13 protein-coding genes are annotated in these 14,741 nt (G+C 32.0%); 6 read left to right on the plus strand and 7 right to left on the minus strand.

All coding sequences use genetic code 11. From position 1 onward, the window contains the following. Positions 1-63 precede the first annotated feature (63 nt). Positions 64-2,226: a S9 family peptidase gene (locus V1T75_RS14575; protein WP_443082052.1), complete on the minus strand. Its 2,163-nt coding sequence runs from the start codon at positions 2,224-2,226 to the stop codon at positions 64-66. 74 nt (positions 2,227-2,300) lie between these two features. Here V1T75_RS14575 and V1T75_RS14580 point away from each other — a divergent pair, with 74 nt between their 5' ends. Genes V1T75_RS14580 through V1T75_RS14590 form a run of 3 tightly spaced genes read left to right on the plus strand, consistent with a single transcriptional unit; the run spans position 2,301 to position 3,265 of the window. Then, entirely contained in the window at positions 2,301-2,624 is a 324-nt protein-coding gene (locus V1T75_RS14580) for a YbaB/EbfC family nucleoid-associated protein (RefSeq protein ID WP_330489231.1), read from the plus strand. 6 nt (positions 2,625-2,630) lie between these two features. Continuing rightward, entirely contained in the window at positions 2,631-2,924 is a 294-nt protein-coding gene (locus tag V1T75_RS14585; RefSeq protein WP_330489232.1) for a DUF2752 domain-containing protein, read from the plus strand. Between the two features lie 14 nt (positions 2,925-2,938). Beyond that, the gene (locus V1T75_RS14590; RefSeq protein ID WP_125345467.1) at positions 2,939-3,265 is read left to right on the plus strand and encodes a CCC motif membrane protein; all 327 of its coding nucleotides are present in this window, start codon (positions 2,939-2,941) and stop codon (positions 3,263-3,265) included. Between the two features lie 47 nt (positions 3,266-3,312). Here V1T75_RS14590 and V1T75_RS14595 read toward each other — a convergent pair whose 3' ends face one another. From V1T75_RS14595 to V1T75_RS14620, 6 genes are read right to left on the minus strand one after another with little or no spacing between them, the layout of a single operon-like run. Continuing rightward, complete coding sequence (locus tag V1T75_RS14595; protein WP_330489246.1) at positions 3,313-4,644, minus strand: DUF58 domain-containing protein; 1,332 nt, start codon at positions 4,642-4,644, stop codon at positions 3,313-3,315. A gap of 2 nt (positions 4,645-4,646) precedes the next feature. Further along, entirely contained in the window at positions 4,647-5,651 is a 1,005-nt protein-coding gene (locus V1T75_RS14600; protein ID WP_330489233.1) for an AAA family ATPase, read from the minus strand. Position 5,652: 1 nt separating this feature from the next. Continuing rightward, positions 5,653-6,888: a DUF4350 domain-containing protein gene (locus V1T75_RS14605; RefSeq protein ID WP_330489234.1), complete on the minus strand. Its 1,236-nt coding sequence runs from the start codon at positions 6,886-6,888 to the stop codon at positions 5,653-5,655. A gap of 4 nt (positions 6,889-6,892) precedes the next feature. After that, positions 6,893-7,624, minus strand: coding sequence for a DUF4129 domain-containing protein (locus V1T75_RS14610; RefSeq protein ID WP_330489235.1), 732 nt, complete (start codon positions 7,622-7,624; stop codon positions 6,893-6,895). A gap of 4 nt (positions 7,625-7,628) precedes the next feature. After that, positions 7,629-8,480, minus strand: coding sequence for a hypothetical protein (locus tag V1T75_RS14615; protein ID WP_330489236.1), 852 nt, complete (start codon positions 8,478-8,480; stop codon positions 7,629-7,631). Then, positions 8,473-9,438 carry a stage II sporulation protein M gene (locus V1T75_RS14620; protein ID WP_330489237.1) on the minus strand — a complete coding sequence of 322 codons (966 nt, stop codon included), beginning with the start codon at positions 9,436-9,438 and terminating at the stop codon, positions 8,473-8,475. Before V1T75_RS14620 ends, V1T75_RS14615 begins: the two co-directional genes overlap by 8 nt. 119 nt (positions 9,439-9,557) lie before the next feature. Between V1T75_RS14620 and V1T75_RS14625 the strand changes: the two genes are divergently transcribed. The 3 genes from V1T75_RS14625 to V1T75_RS14635 form a co-directional block, all read left to right on the plus strand. Beyond that, positions 9,558-10,274, plus strand: coding sequence for an RDD family protein (locus V1T75_RS14625; protein WP_330489238.1), 717 nt, complete (start codon positions 9,558-9,560; stop codon positions 10,272-10,274). 190 nt (positions 10,275-10,464) lie between these two features. Beyond that, positions 10,465-13,887, plus strand: coding sequence for an RHS repeat domain-containing protein (locus V1T75_RS14630; RefSeq protein WP_330489239.1), 3,423 nt, complete (start codon positions 10,465-10,467; stop codon positions 13,885-13,887). A 6-nt stretch (positions 13,888-13,893) separates the two neighbouring features. After that, the coding region (locus V1T75_RS14635; protein WP_330489240.1) for a DUF6443 domain-containing protein at positions 13,894-14,741 on the plus strand (848 nt) is incomplete at its 3' end.

Here is a 14,741-nt window from a genome sequence, read left to right on the forward strand (position 1 = left end):
TCTGTTGAGATTGTTCGTTGCTTTCGCAATGACACTTACACTCAATCGAGCGCAAAAATATAATTATTTTTTTAACTTACCTTCTAACATTAAAAAGAACGTATATTCTTCCGCAGTTTCTTTTAATGCATCGAACCTTCCAGAAGCTCCTCCATGCCCTGCTTCCATATTCGTGTGTAAGAATAACATGTTGTCATCAGTTTTTAATTCACGTAGTTTCGCTACCCATTTTGCTGGCTCCCAATACTGCACTTGACTATCGTGTAAACCTGTAGTTACTAACATATTAGGATATGCTTTTGCTTCAACTTGATCGTATGGAGAATACGATTTAATATAATCGTAGTATACTTTATCGTTCGGATTTCCCCATTCGTCATATTCTCCTGTGGTTAGTGGAATACTATCATCTAACATGGTAGAAATTACATCAACAAAAGGTACCGCAGCTATGATTCCGTTGTATAACTCCGGATTCATATTCACAATAGCTCCCATTAATAAACCTCCAGCAGAACCTCCCATAGCATACAAATGCTCTGGTGATGTATAGCCATTATCAATTAAATACTTAGAACAATCAATAAAATCGGTAAATGTATTTTTCTTGTTCAACATTTTACCATCTTCGTACCATTCACGTCCTAAATACTGACTTCCTCTAATATGCGCTAATGCATATACAAATCCGCGATCTAACAAGCTTAAACGTGTTGTTGAGAATCCGTCATTAATTGTATATCCGTAAGAACCATATGCATATTGTAAAATTGGTGTGTTTTTATCAAGCTTCGTATCTTTATGGTGTACAATTGATAACGCTACTTTTTTACCATCGCGAGCAGGTACCCAAATACGCTTGCTTACATAATTATTTTTATCAAATTTCCCTCCTAAAACTTCTTGTTCCTTTTTGATTTCTTTTGATTTATCTTTCATATTGAAATCGATTACTGAACTTGGAGTTGTCATTGAGTTATACGAATAACGGATTACCTCTGTATCAAACTCAGGATTACCATATACTCCTGCTGAATAGGTTTCTTCATCAAAAGGTAAGTAGTAATCTTCTGTTCCATCCCATCGTTTGATACGGATTTTATTCAATCCTTCATTTCTTTCTTCTAAAACTAAATAATCTTTAAAAATTGAGAAGTCTTCAAATAACGTATCTTCTCTATGTGGAATTACATCTACCCAATTTTCTTTTCCAGGTTTATCTATAGGAGTTTTCATCAACTTAAAATTGGTTGCTCCGTCCTTGTTAGTTTTAATGTAAAAATAATCTCCGTAGTGTGCTACTTCATATTCTAAATCACGCTCACGTGGTTGAATTATTTGTAATTCTCCATCAGGATTGTTAGCATCTAACACATGGTATTCTGTTGAAACTGTACTATACGAACCTATTATGATATAATCCTTAGATTTTGATTTGGTAACAAAAGCTCCGAACGTATCATCTTTTTCTTCATACACTAATTCATCTAAAGCTGCATCAGAACCCAACGTGTGTTTATAAATTTTTGAAGAACGTAAAGTTACAGGATCTTTTTTAGCATAAAACAACGTTTTATTATCATTTGCCCAAACCGATCCTCCTGTAGTATTTTCGATAATGTCTTTATAAATCTTACCCGTTTCTAAATTTTTAATTCTGATAAAATATTGACGACGACTAACTGTATCTGTAGCAAAAGCCACCATTTTATTATCTGGTGACACATTTAATCCTCCTAACTGAAAATAATCATATCCCTCTGCTTCATTATTTACATTGAACATGATTTCTTCCTCTGCTTCTAAAGTTTCTTTTTTACGGCTATAAATTGGATACTGTTGTCCTTTTTCATAACGAGTAATGTAAAAATATCCGTCTTTTTTGTATGGTACAGATTCATCATCTTCTTTAATACGACCTTTCATTTCTTGAAATAACTCCTCTTGAAACTCTTTCGTTTCTTTCGTCATTTCATCGTAAAAAGCATTTTCTGCATTTAAATAATCGTATACTTTTTGAGTTTGTTCATCTTTTAGTTTCGCATTTTTTTGAGCATCTGTTAAACGCATCCAAAAGTAATCATCAGTACGAACATCTCCATGTTTCTCTAACTTAGTCGGTTGCTTTTCAGCAACTGGGGCTTTGATATCTTTATTCATTTCTTGTTTTTTGCAAGAACCAAAAATAAGACTAAAAACTAAAGCCGACAGCATTATTTTTTTCATTTTTTAAGTTGGTTTATATTTCTTGTGAAAATACTATTTTTGTTGTTAAGTAAATCATAAAAAACTGTACAAGAATGTTTGGAGATATTTCTGGAATGATGGGCAAACTACAAGAAGCTCAACAAAAAGTAGAAGAGACTAAAAAACGATTAGACACCGTTTTAATTGACGAAGCAATTGCTGGAGGAAATGTAAAAGTTACCGTAACTGCTAATCGTGAAATAAAAGCGATTACAGTCGATGAATCTTTGTTAGAAGATAAAGAAGAACTAGAAGATTACTTAATCTTAGCGCTAAACAAAGCATTGAAACGTGCTGGTGAAATTAACGAACAAGAATTAGCTATCGCTGCTAAAAGCGGAATGCCAAACATTCCAGGAATGGATATGTTTAAATAACAAATTATGCCGTTACAATTAGAAGATTATATGTTTCCCTGCTTAAACAAACAATTCTTTGGATTTGATTGTTTGGGTTGTGGTATACAGCGTGCTTTGAGTTTCCTTTTACATGGAGAGTTTGTTGCAGCTTTTAAAATGTATCCTGCAATATACACCTTGCTACTTTTAGCTTTTGTTGTAAGTATTAACTTCTTCTACAAAGTAAAATATGCTCAAAAAATAATCAGTATATTGGCTATCATTAACATACTCATTATTGTGAGTAGTTATGTTATAAAAATGAATCAATTAATTTAAACTTTAGAAAAACTATGGAAAAACAAAAACTACCAAATTCAACTACAGCCTTAGTTTTAGGTATCTGCTCTATTGTAACTTGCTGTTGTTATGGTGTTATTGGGCTACCTTTAGGAATTATTGCTTTGGTTTTAGGTAACAAAGCTATTAAATTGGATAACGAAAACCCTGACATGTACGAGGGAGTAAAAAATGCCAATACAGGTAAAATATTGGGTATTGTAGGTATTGTATTAAACGTTATTTTTATAGCTTACATTATTTGGATTATTTCAATGATTGGAATGGATGCTTTAGGAAATCCAGAATTACTACAAGAAAGATTACAAGAGCTACAATAATTCTGCATCAATAAAAAAATAAAAAAAGCGACCAATGGTCGCTTTTTTTATATCATTCCTTTTGCCTTAAACTCTAAGTATTTGTTAATTACATTCACCGATAAATGTTGAGGCTTGGTTAAGATAGCATGTACCGCATTTTTCTCTAACTCTTTTATCATCAACCGTTTTTCGTAAGCGTATTTTTCAGCAATCGTTTTGTGATACACACTTTGTAAATCTTCTGCATTTTCAGTAATTAACGTATCTAACTCCGTATTTTCAAAGAAAACAGTTACCAATAGGTGCTTTTTAGCTATCGCTTTTAAATACGGTAATTGTCGTTTTAAGGCAGATATATGCTCAAAGTTCGTATATAAAATTAGTAAGCTTCGTTGATTTATTTTTCGTTTAATATTGGCATACAACAGTGCAAAATTAGCATCTGAAAAATCGGTTGTAATATTATACAACTCTTCGTTGATGACCGATAAGTTTGTTTTCTTATTACTGGCTGCTACTATTTTTTCTACTTTTTTTGAAAACGTAAGCATCCCTGCTTTATCATTTTTTAATAAGGCTATGTTTGAAAAAGCTAAGGTTGAGTTAATCGCATAGTCTAATAACTTTAATCCCTCAAAAGGCATTTTCATCACACGACCTAAATCGATAATAGAATATATGGGTTGTGATTTTTCATCTTGATATTGATTCACCATCAACTCTGCTCTTTTAGCCGTTGCTTTCCAGTTTATAGTACGTACATCATCACCAGGAATGTAGTTTTTAATCTGTTCAAACTCCATAGTATGCCCAATGCGTCGTATTTTCTTCATACCAAATTCCGTTAGGTTATTGTGCATTGCCAAAAATTCATACTTTTTCATTTGTATGTACGACGGGTATACTTTTACACTTTCTTCCGCTGAAAATGAATATCGTTTAGAAAACATCTGCAAAAAAGAAGACACAAATACATTTACTTTTCCAAAGGTATACTCTCCTCTTTCAACAGGTCTAACAGCATAGGTATAGGTTGATTTCTCTCCGGGTTTCAAAGACATTGCATGTTCAAAATCTCTTTTTTGAAATTGTGCTGGCAATTCATCAATCAACGAAATAAAAACTTGAAACGGATAGTTATTCTCAAGCCTAATGGCTATTTCATTAGCATCTGAATTCGATAATTTTTCTGATGCAATTCTTTTCGCTGAAAATCCGTTTTTAAATCGATATAAAATGAGCACATCAACACACATCGCTATCACAAATAACCACACAAGCATCCACGTTGCTGCATAGAGCGCAGGAATCCAAAACGACACTAAAAACAATGCCGAAATTACGCTTATATAGATAAAAAAGCGATTGTGTACGTATAACGATTTAAAGAATTGAATCACTATCTTGGAACTTCTACAGATTGTACAATCATTTCAATCACCTTATCGGCTGTCATTCCTTCCATTTCGCGTTCAGGAGTTAACATAATTCTATGGCGTAATACAGGGTAAATACTCTTCTTTACATCTTCTGGAATTACAAAATCACGTCCGTTAATGGCTGCAAACGCTTTAGATGCCATCAATACTGCAATACTTGCTCTTGGTGAACCTCCTAAATACAAATGTGCATTGTTTCGCGTATTAGAAATAAGTTGTGCTATGTATTTGATAATTTTTTCTTCTACCAACACCTCAAAAACCTTGCTTCTGTATTCTAATAACTCAGCTTCTGTTAACACAGCTTCCACTTTCGTTTGCGGTAACGCTCCTTTTCGTTCGTTATGAGCAGTAATGATTTGTATTTCTTCTTCTAAATTTGGGTATCCAACATTTATTTTGAATAAGAAACGGTCTAATTGCGCCTCTGGTAAGGCATACGTCCCCTCCTGTTCTATTGGGTTTTGAGTTGCCAATACCATAAAGGGAGGATTCATTACATAACGCTCACCATCCATCGTGATTTGTTTCTCTTCCATCACCTCAAACAATGCTGCTTGCGTTTTAGCTGGTGCTCTGTTAATTTCATCAATCAACACAATGTTAGAAAAAATTGGACCTTTTTTAAACTCGAAATCAGATGTTTTCATGTTTAGTACCGAAGTTCCTAATACATCCGAAGGCATTAAGTCTGGCGTAAACTGAATTCGACTGAAATCGGTTGCTATGGTTTTTGCCAATAATTTTGCTGTTACTGTTTTAGCAACTCCAGGAACCCCTTCAATCAACACATGTCCGTCAGCCAATAATGAAACCAACAACAACTCCATAAACTCTTCTTGCCCTACAATTACTTTTCCTAACTGTTCTTTAATTTGAATCACAGCTTCTTTTAATTTCGACAAGTCTACTCTGCTTGAAAATAACTCATTCGTATTTTCTATTGGATTGTTTTCTGTTTGCATCCTATTCTTTTTTATATGCTTTAAAATCTTCAATAGCTTTATTTAGAGCTACTAAATCTTCTTCGGTTATACTTGATTTTGATTGTATTTGCTGTATCTTTTTAAATAAAGCGACTACTTTTTCTTCTGAATTACCACTTCTGCTTGCAAGGTTTTTATAAAAACGCTCATCTATTTTTAAAGTTGATAATCGATATTTTATTCTGATATACTCTAAAAAATAGTTGATTTTATGTTCTGCTATATTTTTATGATCTGATTTCTCGTAATACATATTGGCTATGGTACGTGTAAAAGCCAATGTTTGATTTTTTAACGGGGTAATAACAGGAATTAATCGCTGATTACGCTTTCCTTTAAAAATAATAAAGAACAACACTCCTATCAACCCTATATAATATGCCCACTTTAACGATTGGGTTGATAAAATATAATGCATAGGAGAAGTAATTCTACTTTTTCCTGTTTTATAATAAGTATCCCATAAAATGGTGCTATTACTATTAGAGCCAGTCCCAGCTTCATTTTTTTGCTGGTTATTTAAATATGATAATACATTAGCTACGTACTCATAATTATTATCTAACAACATGTTATAATTCGTAAATGCCTGTGGAAATGTATGTAAATAGAAGTTTCCTTGACCGTGTTTTACTTTGATAAAGTTTGGTTTTTTACTGATAATAGAATCATTTTCATTCCTCACTATCAACTCACCTAAAACAGTTGTATTAAGAGTATCTACTTCAGAAAAATATAATTTTGAAAAATCTCTATCAAAATGATATTCTTTTCCACCAAAAATAGGATTACTCATTTTTTGATAGGCTTTTTCCTCAAACGCAGAAGTCGTTAAATAACTTGTCTTTGTTTGCAACGTATCTAAATATACTCCATTAGTTGCTATAAACACATCGTTTCCTCTACCTGCAAACTCTAAAAGCTCATTCAACTCATCTTTGTCAAAATTCACTTTATTATCCAGAAAAAAATAGGTTCCGTTATTCGTATCGTCTTTTAAATATACATACGGATTTTGGTAGATATCTTTTACTTCACTTTTGGGAAATAAACTCGGCATTTCTTTATGCAATACATAGGTACCATACGGAATTTTATGTTTTGCAGCATAACTTGGATACCAATTGATTTCTTTAGGTTTTACAGACTCGACATAAAAAATACCGAGTACTATAAGCACTAACAGACCAATGTATATTTTTAGTTTCTTATCCAATTGACTATATTTTAGCTAGCGTATTTTTAAAGTTATTCTCCGCTTGTAAGAATTTTTCTTTATCTATAAAAAACTCACCATACCACACATAATCATACAGATAAGTTAACTCTTTAAAATCTGTATATAATTGTTTTTTAGATGATAACTCTTTTATATAGTCTTCGTTTGTTTTTTCTTGTTGCCAAGAAATAAGCTCTTTATCTGACAGTTTTTTTAACAGCAACAAATAATAATAACGTACTGCTAATTGATAGTTTCCTTCTGAAATTGCTTTCTGAATTAACTTTGGTAAATCTTTATCTTTAATTAACACCTCTTCTTCTGATAAGTGTACGATAGGTTTAGTCTTTTTACCATCAATAATATTGCGTGCATTTACTTTTAAAAAGAATTTAATAATGAAGAAGAGTACGAGTCCTGCTATTACGTAAGGTAAAATTTTTAAAACAACACGTAAAAATCCTACTACTGGGGTAATATCATCAAAAATATAAGAGAGAATTTTTATAATCGTTCGTTTTAACCAATCCCATATTTTTTCTAAAATAGTAGGTTCTCTTTTTTCTACGATGTATATAAATTCATCTTTTTGCTTGTACTCTTCTATTTTTTGAGCATCAAACTTTTTTTGTTCAATAATCATATCATCATACTGAACCGCTCTTTTTCCTTCCTGAGAAAAAACAGTGATTGAACAAATAAAAAACGCTATGTAAAAAAGAAACTGCTTCAAAAGATTACTGTCCTATACTATCAATTCTTTCTATTGTTCCAGTAAGATTTTTTCTTTCATTAATATCGAAATACAAAAGTACATTGGTTATTAAAGTAATCGAATAAAATAGTAGCTGACCTGCTATTGAAATAACATTTAAAACCAAATAAATCGGATCCCCAAAAAAGCCCAAAACTTGCGCTGGATCATCACTTCCTGAACCTATTCCCATACTTATTAACTGATAAATGGTTGCTGGTATTTGAAATACGTACCCTAAAACACTCACTAAAATAGACACAACAAAAATGACCCCAAAAGTTTCCCAAAAATACCCACTTATAAAGTTGAAGCATTTCCCTACCGCTCCAGAAGCTGTTTCATTTTCAAATACTAAAATAGACGCTCCTAACGATAATGCTGGCCACGTATAAAATATTGGTAATACACATAACATAGCACTAGCAAATAATATCAATCCTGCTAAAATACCAAATCCCGTAAACGACCAAAATTTTGCTTTTGTATTAGTAATAACATCTTCTTGCCTAACTATTCCCTTATTATTTATATAGGATTTGATATAATACATACCTGCCAAGTTTATAAAAACAATGGCTACTAAATAAGCAATCATCATAATAAACACTGACCCCATCATTCCAACAACTGCACTTTTTTCTTGACTAATTAATGAAGCCATTGACATCATGTAATAAATCATAGAAGCAACCGCTATAACAATAGGTATTGCTGCTACTTTTAAAATGGTTAAAAAGAACTGTTTCCCTTCTAATCGTATAAACTTAAAAGCATCTGAAATAATACTTCCTAAATCTCTTTCTTTTTTAAACTCTACGTATTCTTTATGCATGGATTTGTTGATTTTTATAAACTTTAATTGGGTATATGACGTAATAAAATATAATGAGTGCTAATGAGGCTGCAATAACTAAAATGGCTAACCAATCAGGCATTTCGGTATGCCGGGTTACAAAACCTTCTAAAAATCCTGCAACAATAAAAAATGGTATGGTACTTACCATTATTTTTAATCCATCTTTCATACTTCTTTTAAACGATTCTAATCGTGAATAGGTCTTAGGAAATAATAATCCGTTCCCTAATACCAATCCGGCACAGCCTGCAATAATAATTACTGATATTTCTATGGTTCCGTGAATCCAAATAGTTCTTGACGATTCCCAAAACAATCCTTTATCGTAAAAGAAATACAAAAACGAACCTAACATTATTCCGTTTTGCATCATAATGTATAAGGTTCCTACCGAAAATAGCATTCCTAAAACAAAAGCATACATGGCTACTTTTATATTATTTACAGTAATTCCGATAAACATATCAACTTCATTGGCTTTTTTATACACAGCCATTGGGTCACCGTTTTCAATATTTTCCAAGGTCATGTTTACATAACCGTCTCCTAAAATCAAACGGACAAAATCAATATCTGTTGCGGCTGAAAAAGCACCACAAATAGAGAAAAAAGCAAATACTAAAAACGCTATCAATAATTGTTTTTGGTAGCTATAAAACATCAAAGGAAATTCCGTTTTAAAAAAACTTATAAACCTATTTTTACTTTCCTTTTTAGTTTTATAAATTTTTTGATGTGCTGCCGATGCTATTGAATTCAAGTATATCACCGTATTTCCATTCGGGTAAAAGGTTTTGGCATAACTCAAATCATCAGTTAATTCCACATATAAATCAGATAATTTATCTGGTGAAATAACTGTTTTGTTATACAGCGCATTTTCAAAAAGTTGCCACTTTTCTTTATTTTTATTTACAAAAGCAGCTTCTCTCATGAGTTAAAAAAATTAAAGCATGTTTGTTGAGAAGTTTCTCTAATCATAGAATATTTTTATCTTCGCTAAACTAAAAAAAGTTGCATAAATATCAACAAAAAAAAGCGAAAAACTAGTTCATGGATAATTTTCAAATAGAAACAGCCCAAAATATTGCTATCAGTCAAAATGTAGCTCATGTTACCACTCGTATTGGTTCATATTTAATTGATGCGTTATTTATTGTTGGGTACTACATTATCGTTGCTATTATAATAGGAATGTTAGATATTCCCATGAGTATGGAATACATGAGTCTCTTTATTTTACTTGGGCTCCCTGTATTCTTTTACAGCTTACTTTTTGAGGTGTTGATGAACGGACAAACACCTGGTAAATACTTCAACCAAATAAGAGTGGTTAAATTAGATGGTTCTAAACCTACTTTTGGAAGTTATTTAATTAGATGGTTACTACGTTTTGTTGATTTTACTTTAGCTAGTGGTTCTGTTGCAGTTCTTACGATTTTATTAAACGGAAAAGGGCAACGTTTAGGGGATATTGCTGCAGGAACTACTGTAATATCTGAAAAGAAAAGAATTACTTTAAAAGATACTATTGCTAGCGATGTAGTCGATAACTATACACCTAGCTATTCACAGGTAACACTATTGAGTGATAATGATATTCATACCATTACAAGAGTATACAGAGATGCCATGAAGAAAAGAAATCACAAAGTAATTTTAAAACTACATACAAAAATTATTGAGTTAACAGGAATTACCACAGAGCAAAAACCTGCTCAATTTATAGATACTGTGATTAAAGATTATCATTATTACGCGAGGCAGTAAAACTACATTGTGTTTCCTAAAAAAGGAATAATTAAAATTCTACCTCTTTGCTTTTATTTACTTCAATTTTATAAAAACTTTGTTTTTCTCCTAACTATTTACTTCTCATCTTTTTTATCTGCAAAAAATCTGTAACTTTACCTTGCTAAAAAAGACATATAATATAATTGCTCATTTCAACACTTTTTTTATGAAAAAAAACATGCTAGGCATCTTAGTCATGCTATATTCTTTTACTTTTTATGGTCAATACAGTTCTTCCTTTGGGTTGCCAAATGTAGTACCTCCATCACCTGAAGCTTCTGCTTTGTCTAAATTTATTAATATTCCTATATCTCACTACACAGGGCTTCCTAATATTTCTATTCCTATTTACACCATAAGTGAAAAAGGAATACAAATACCTATAAGCTTAAGTTATCATGCCAGAGGTATAAAAGTTTCTGAGGTGGCTTCAAGAACAGGAAGTAATTGGTCTTTGATATATGGAGGAAGTATATCAAGGCAAGTTAGAGGTAAAGCAGATGATACAGGTTATAATAATGGTTATTTAAAAAATAAAACTGAGTTTTTAACTTATGCTTCTAACCTACAAACAAGACAAAATGTTCAATCTAGAGAAGATTTAGATCCTGGATATGACTTTTATCCAGATCAATTTAGCTTTAACGCTGGTGCTACTAGTGGTAAATTTATATTAAACTATGAAAATGAACAACCTCTAATACAAAGCTTTGACGATGTAACAGTAACTTTCGAAAAAGAAAATGGAAAAATAGCTTCTTTTAAAGTAATTGACTCACAAGGAAATACTTTTTATTACGGTGTTTCGAAAGATGGCTTAAGGACAGCAAGAGAATATCAAACCTCTATAGGTTGGTCTATTTATTTCGATGGTAATGTTGTAGATGACCCTGCGAGTACATCTTCTGAAATCATATATAACTCATGGAAGTTAATGGACATTGAAACTCCTTATGGAGAATTAATTAGCTATAACTATAACAACATAGGTAATTTTGTTAATTACAATAAATCATACGATAAACATGATGTTACAGGTACTCAAGTTACTAATACTTCTTCAGGAATGGGAGATATTAAGAAAATTAATACACGCCTTACTAAAACGAATAATTATAGTCAAGAATTAGAATCAATTACTTTTAGTAAGGGGAAAATAGTATTTACCAAAAGTACAGCTTTACGAGAAGATTATAATGGCCACTCTTTAGATAAAATAGCCATTTACGACGTAAATGACACACTCTTAAAAGCTTTCAAATTAAATTATTCCTATACTACGAGTACAGATCAAAATAATGTTTTAAATTATATAAAAAGTAGTTCATTAATTTTTGATAAATCTTTAAAACGATTATTTCTAAGTTCTGTAGAAGAAGAAAGTAAAACAGGACAAAAATTACCTCCTTATCAGTTTACTTATAACCCAACAGTTTTACCCAGCAGGTTCTCAACTTCTCAGGATTATTGGGGATATTATAATGGTGCCGACAATGGTCCTTTTTTAAGAATGTTTGAATACGGTTTATACAAACCCGATAGAAGAGTTAACCCTGAAAAATCTGAAGCTGGACTATTAAAAGAAATAACACATCCTACAGGAGGTAAAACAAAATTTACTTATGAAGACAATATTGGGTTTGCTCCTCCTTTTTTAGCAAGTGTTAAAGTTCCTGCAATAAACCCTGAAGAAGAAAATGACACAAACTATGTATTCACAAAAAGTGATTTTTTAACTCCAGCCGGGAGCTACGAAACAAAAACACTAAGTATACCCGATGGCGCTGTTACTTTTAAAGCAGAATGCATGCACTTAAGAGACATAGACGATACCACCACCCCTGATTGTCTTTTTGAATTTGCTGTTAATAATGGACCTGTAGATATTAATACCGAAGTAACTTTTAACTCTGGAGTAAGTAACACAATAACTATTTCTGTATATGTACCCAGACACCCAGGAGTTGATCCTAATTTACATTTAGATAACAAATATGATTTTAGAATAGTTGTTGATGTTAAAAAATCGTTTGAAACTGGTTCTCGTCAAATATATGCCGGTGGAAAACGCATAAAAAAAATAGAAACTATTACTGAGGGTAAAACCACGGTTAAAGAGTACGAATATGGAATCAACTTAAATGTTGGTGATGAATTTTCTTCAGGTAGTAGTGGCTTTGTAAATGGCTTACCAGAATACATCAATACTTCAAAATATAATGAATTTCAAACACTTACACATTACTATACTTCAAGTAGTAGTTATGGAAGCTTCCAACCTAACTCAATAGGCTATACTGAAGTTACTGAATACCATGGAACTAAAGACAATAATTTAGGAAAAACAGAATATGTTTTTACCAACTTTGAAGATAGCCGAGATGATTATTATGAGTTTCCTTACTACCCCCCTACAGATAATGAATGGTTACGAGGAAAAAACATAAAAACTAAAGTATATGGAAAAACCTCCGGAGGCTCAAATTATAAATTGTTAAAAGAAATTTATAATAAATATACATATGGCAACGTAGTTTATCTAAACGATTTTCTTTACAGAGGTCTTATACACATTGATGACCCTGCTTTTGTTTTTATGCCAAAAAGTAAGAGTTACGAGTGGGTTGAGAATGATAATACCGTACAAATAGAAAAAAACAGCACCTCTTTTAAAGTTCCTTTTTTTATGAGACAACGATACGACTCTAATTTTCCTTCAAATACACCAGGTTATCGAATCTACTATTTAACAGGGGGTACTGTAAACTTAGATTATTCTATAGAAACTAGTTATTTTGATTCAGGAAGTACGGAAACTATTACTAATTATTTTTATAACTACGACAAACATTATCAACTAAGCAAAACAAAACGAACACATAGTAATGGGGATGTTATACTTAACGAAACAATATATCCTCAAGATAAGGTTTCTGGTCTAACTGCTGCTGAACAATCATTAGTAAACAGTCATCGTTTTACACCTATTGAAAGCTATTCTTTTAAAGATATTGATAGCGATAATATAAGAGATAGAAATGAAGTATTATCTTATCAAAAAACAGAGTATATTAACGATAATGGTTCAGGAATAACCTTACCTAGTATTGTAAAAACGTTAAAAGGGGTCGCTGGCACAAGTAATGCAATACAAGATAGAGTTGTGTATCATAAATATGACAGTAAAGGCAATCCTACAGAGGTTAGTAAAAAAGATGGTACTAAGATTTATTATCTATGGGGCTATCAACAAACACAGCCAATCGCTAAAATAGAAAACTATACCGATACCGAGTTAGCCAACATTCAAAGTTTGATTGATGCAGCCGTATCTGCTTCTAATAATGATACAGATACCGCTTCTGAAAACAATTTAAGAACAGCTTTAAACCATATTAGAAACAATGCTAATATGGTAAACAGTCAAATAACCACTTTTACCTATGATCCATTAATTGGAGTTACCAGTATCACCGATCCAAGAGGACAAACTATATACTATGAATATGATGATTTTAACCGATTAAAATTCATAAAAGATACCGACGGGAATCTTTTAAAAGAACATAAATACAACTATAAAAACTAAGAAGCTATGAAAAGAATTTTATTCATTTACACTCTCTTGTTAAGTAGCACAATGTTTTCACAAGAGGCCAATATTGTAAAAAGTGACTATACCGTTTCTGGAAACAATACAATAACAGCTACCAATAGTATTACTCTAAAACCGACTACTTGGATACAGTTAGGTAGTACCTTTAGAGCTTATATAGTTGAAGATCCTTATACTCCCTTAGTTTTTAGCAACGAAAACTATGTGTTTACAAGAGCGTATCAAAACCCTATGACAAGCCCTGCTGGGATAACCCAAAACAAAGATGTACAAGAAAGTATTACGTATTTTGATGGTTTAGGAAGAGCCAAACAAAGTATAGCAATACAAGCAGGAGGAGTTTTAACGAATAACGAAATACCTAAAGATATCGTTACCCATATAGAATACGATGAATTTGGGCGTCAAACTAAAGAATATTTACCGTATGCTGTTGAAAGTGCTAATGGGGCAATTATAACAGGGGATGTGGTTGCGGCTACAAACAATTATTACAAAACAAATTTCCCCGCAGATATTAATGCACTTACCCCTAACCCTTATTCCGAAAAACAGTTGGATAATTCTCCTCTAAACAGAGTTCTTAAACAAGCGGCTCCAGGAGAAGACTGGAAATTAGGGAACGGACATGAAATTGAGTTTGTATATGATGTCAATACAGCTACCGAAGTAAAAAACTACTATGTGACTACTTCTTTTACCGATAACACCTATACTCCTACTCTAAAACTCAGTACAGTAAACAATGGGAATTATACAACAGGAGAACTCTATAAAACGGTTACTAAAGATGAAAATCATGGAGGAGGTACAAGTAAGCTCCACAC

It is taken from the genome of Tenacibaculum sp. FZY0031, assembly GCF_036350695.1.
Taxonomy (GTDB): Bacteria; Bacteroidota; Bacteroidia; order Flavobacteriales; family Flavobacteriaceae; genus Polaribacter.

Excerpts from the sequence above, each read along its gene's own strand:
- V1T75_RS14575 (WP_443082052.1), bottom strand. The coding sequence starts at position 2,226 with ATGAAAAAAATAATGCTGTCGGCTTTAGTTTTTAGTCTTATTTTTGGT.
- V1T75_RS14580 (WP_330489231.1), top strand. The coding sequence starts at position 2,301 with ATGTTTGGAGATATTTCTGGAATGATGGGCAAACTACAAGAAGCTCAA.
- V1T75_RS14585 (WP_330489232.1), top strand. The coding sequence starts at position 2,631 with ATGCCGTTACAATTAGAAGATTATATGTTTCCCTGCTTAAACAAACAA.
- V1T75_RS14590 (WP_125345467.1), top strand. The coding sequence starts at position 2,939 with ATGGAAAAACAAAAACTACCAAATTCAACTACAGCCTTAGTTTTAGGT.
- V1T75_RS14600 (WP_330489233.1), bottom strand. The coding sequence starts at position 5,651 with ATGCAAACAGAAAACAATCCAATAGAAAATACGAATGAGTTATTTTCA.
- V1T75_RS14615 (WP_330489236.1), bottom strand. The coding sequence starts at position 8,480 with ATGCATAAAGAATACGTAGAGTTTAAAAAAGAAAGAGATTTAGGAAGT.
- V1T75_RS14620 (WP_330489237.1), bottom strand. The coding sequence starts at position 9,438 with ATGAGAGAAGCTGCTTTTGTAAATAAAAATAAAGAAAAGTGGCAACTT.
- V1T75_RS14625 (WP_330489238.1), top strand. The coding sequence starts at position 9,558 with ATGGATAATTTTCAAATAGAAACAGCCCAAAATATTGCTATCAGTCAA.
- V1T75_RS14630 (WP_330489239.1), top strand. The coding sequence starts at position 10,465 with ATGAAAAAAAACATGCTAGGCATCTTAGTCATGCTATATTCTTTTACT.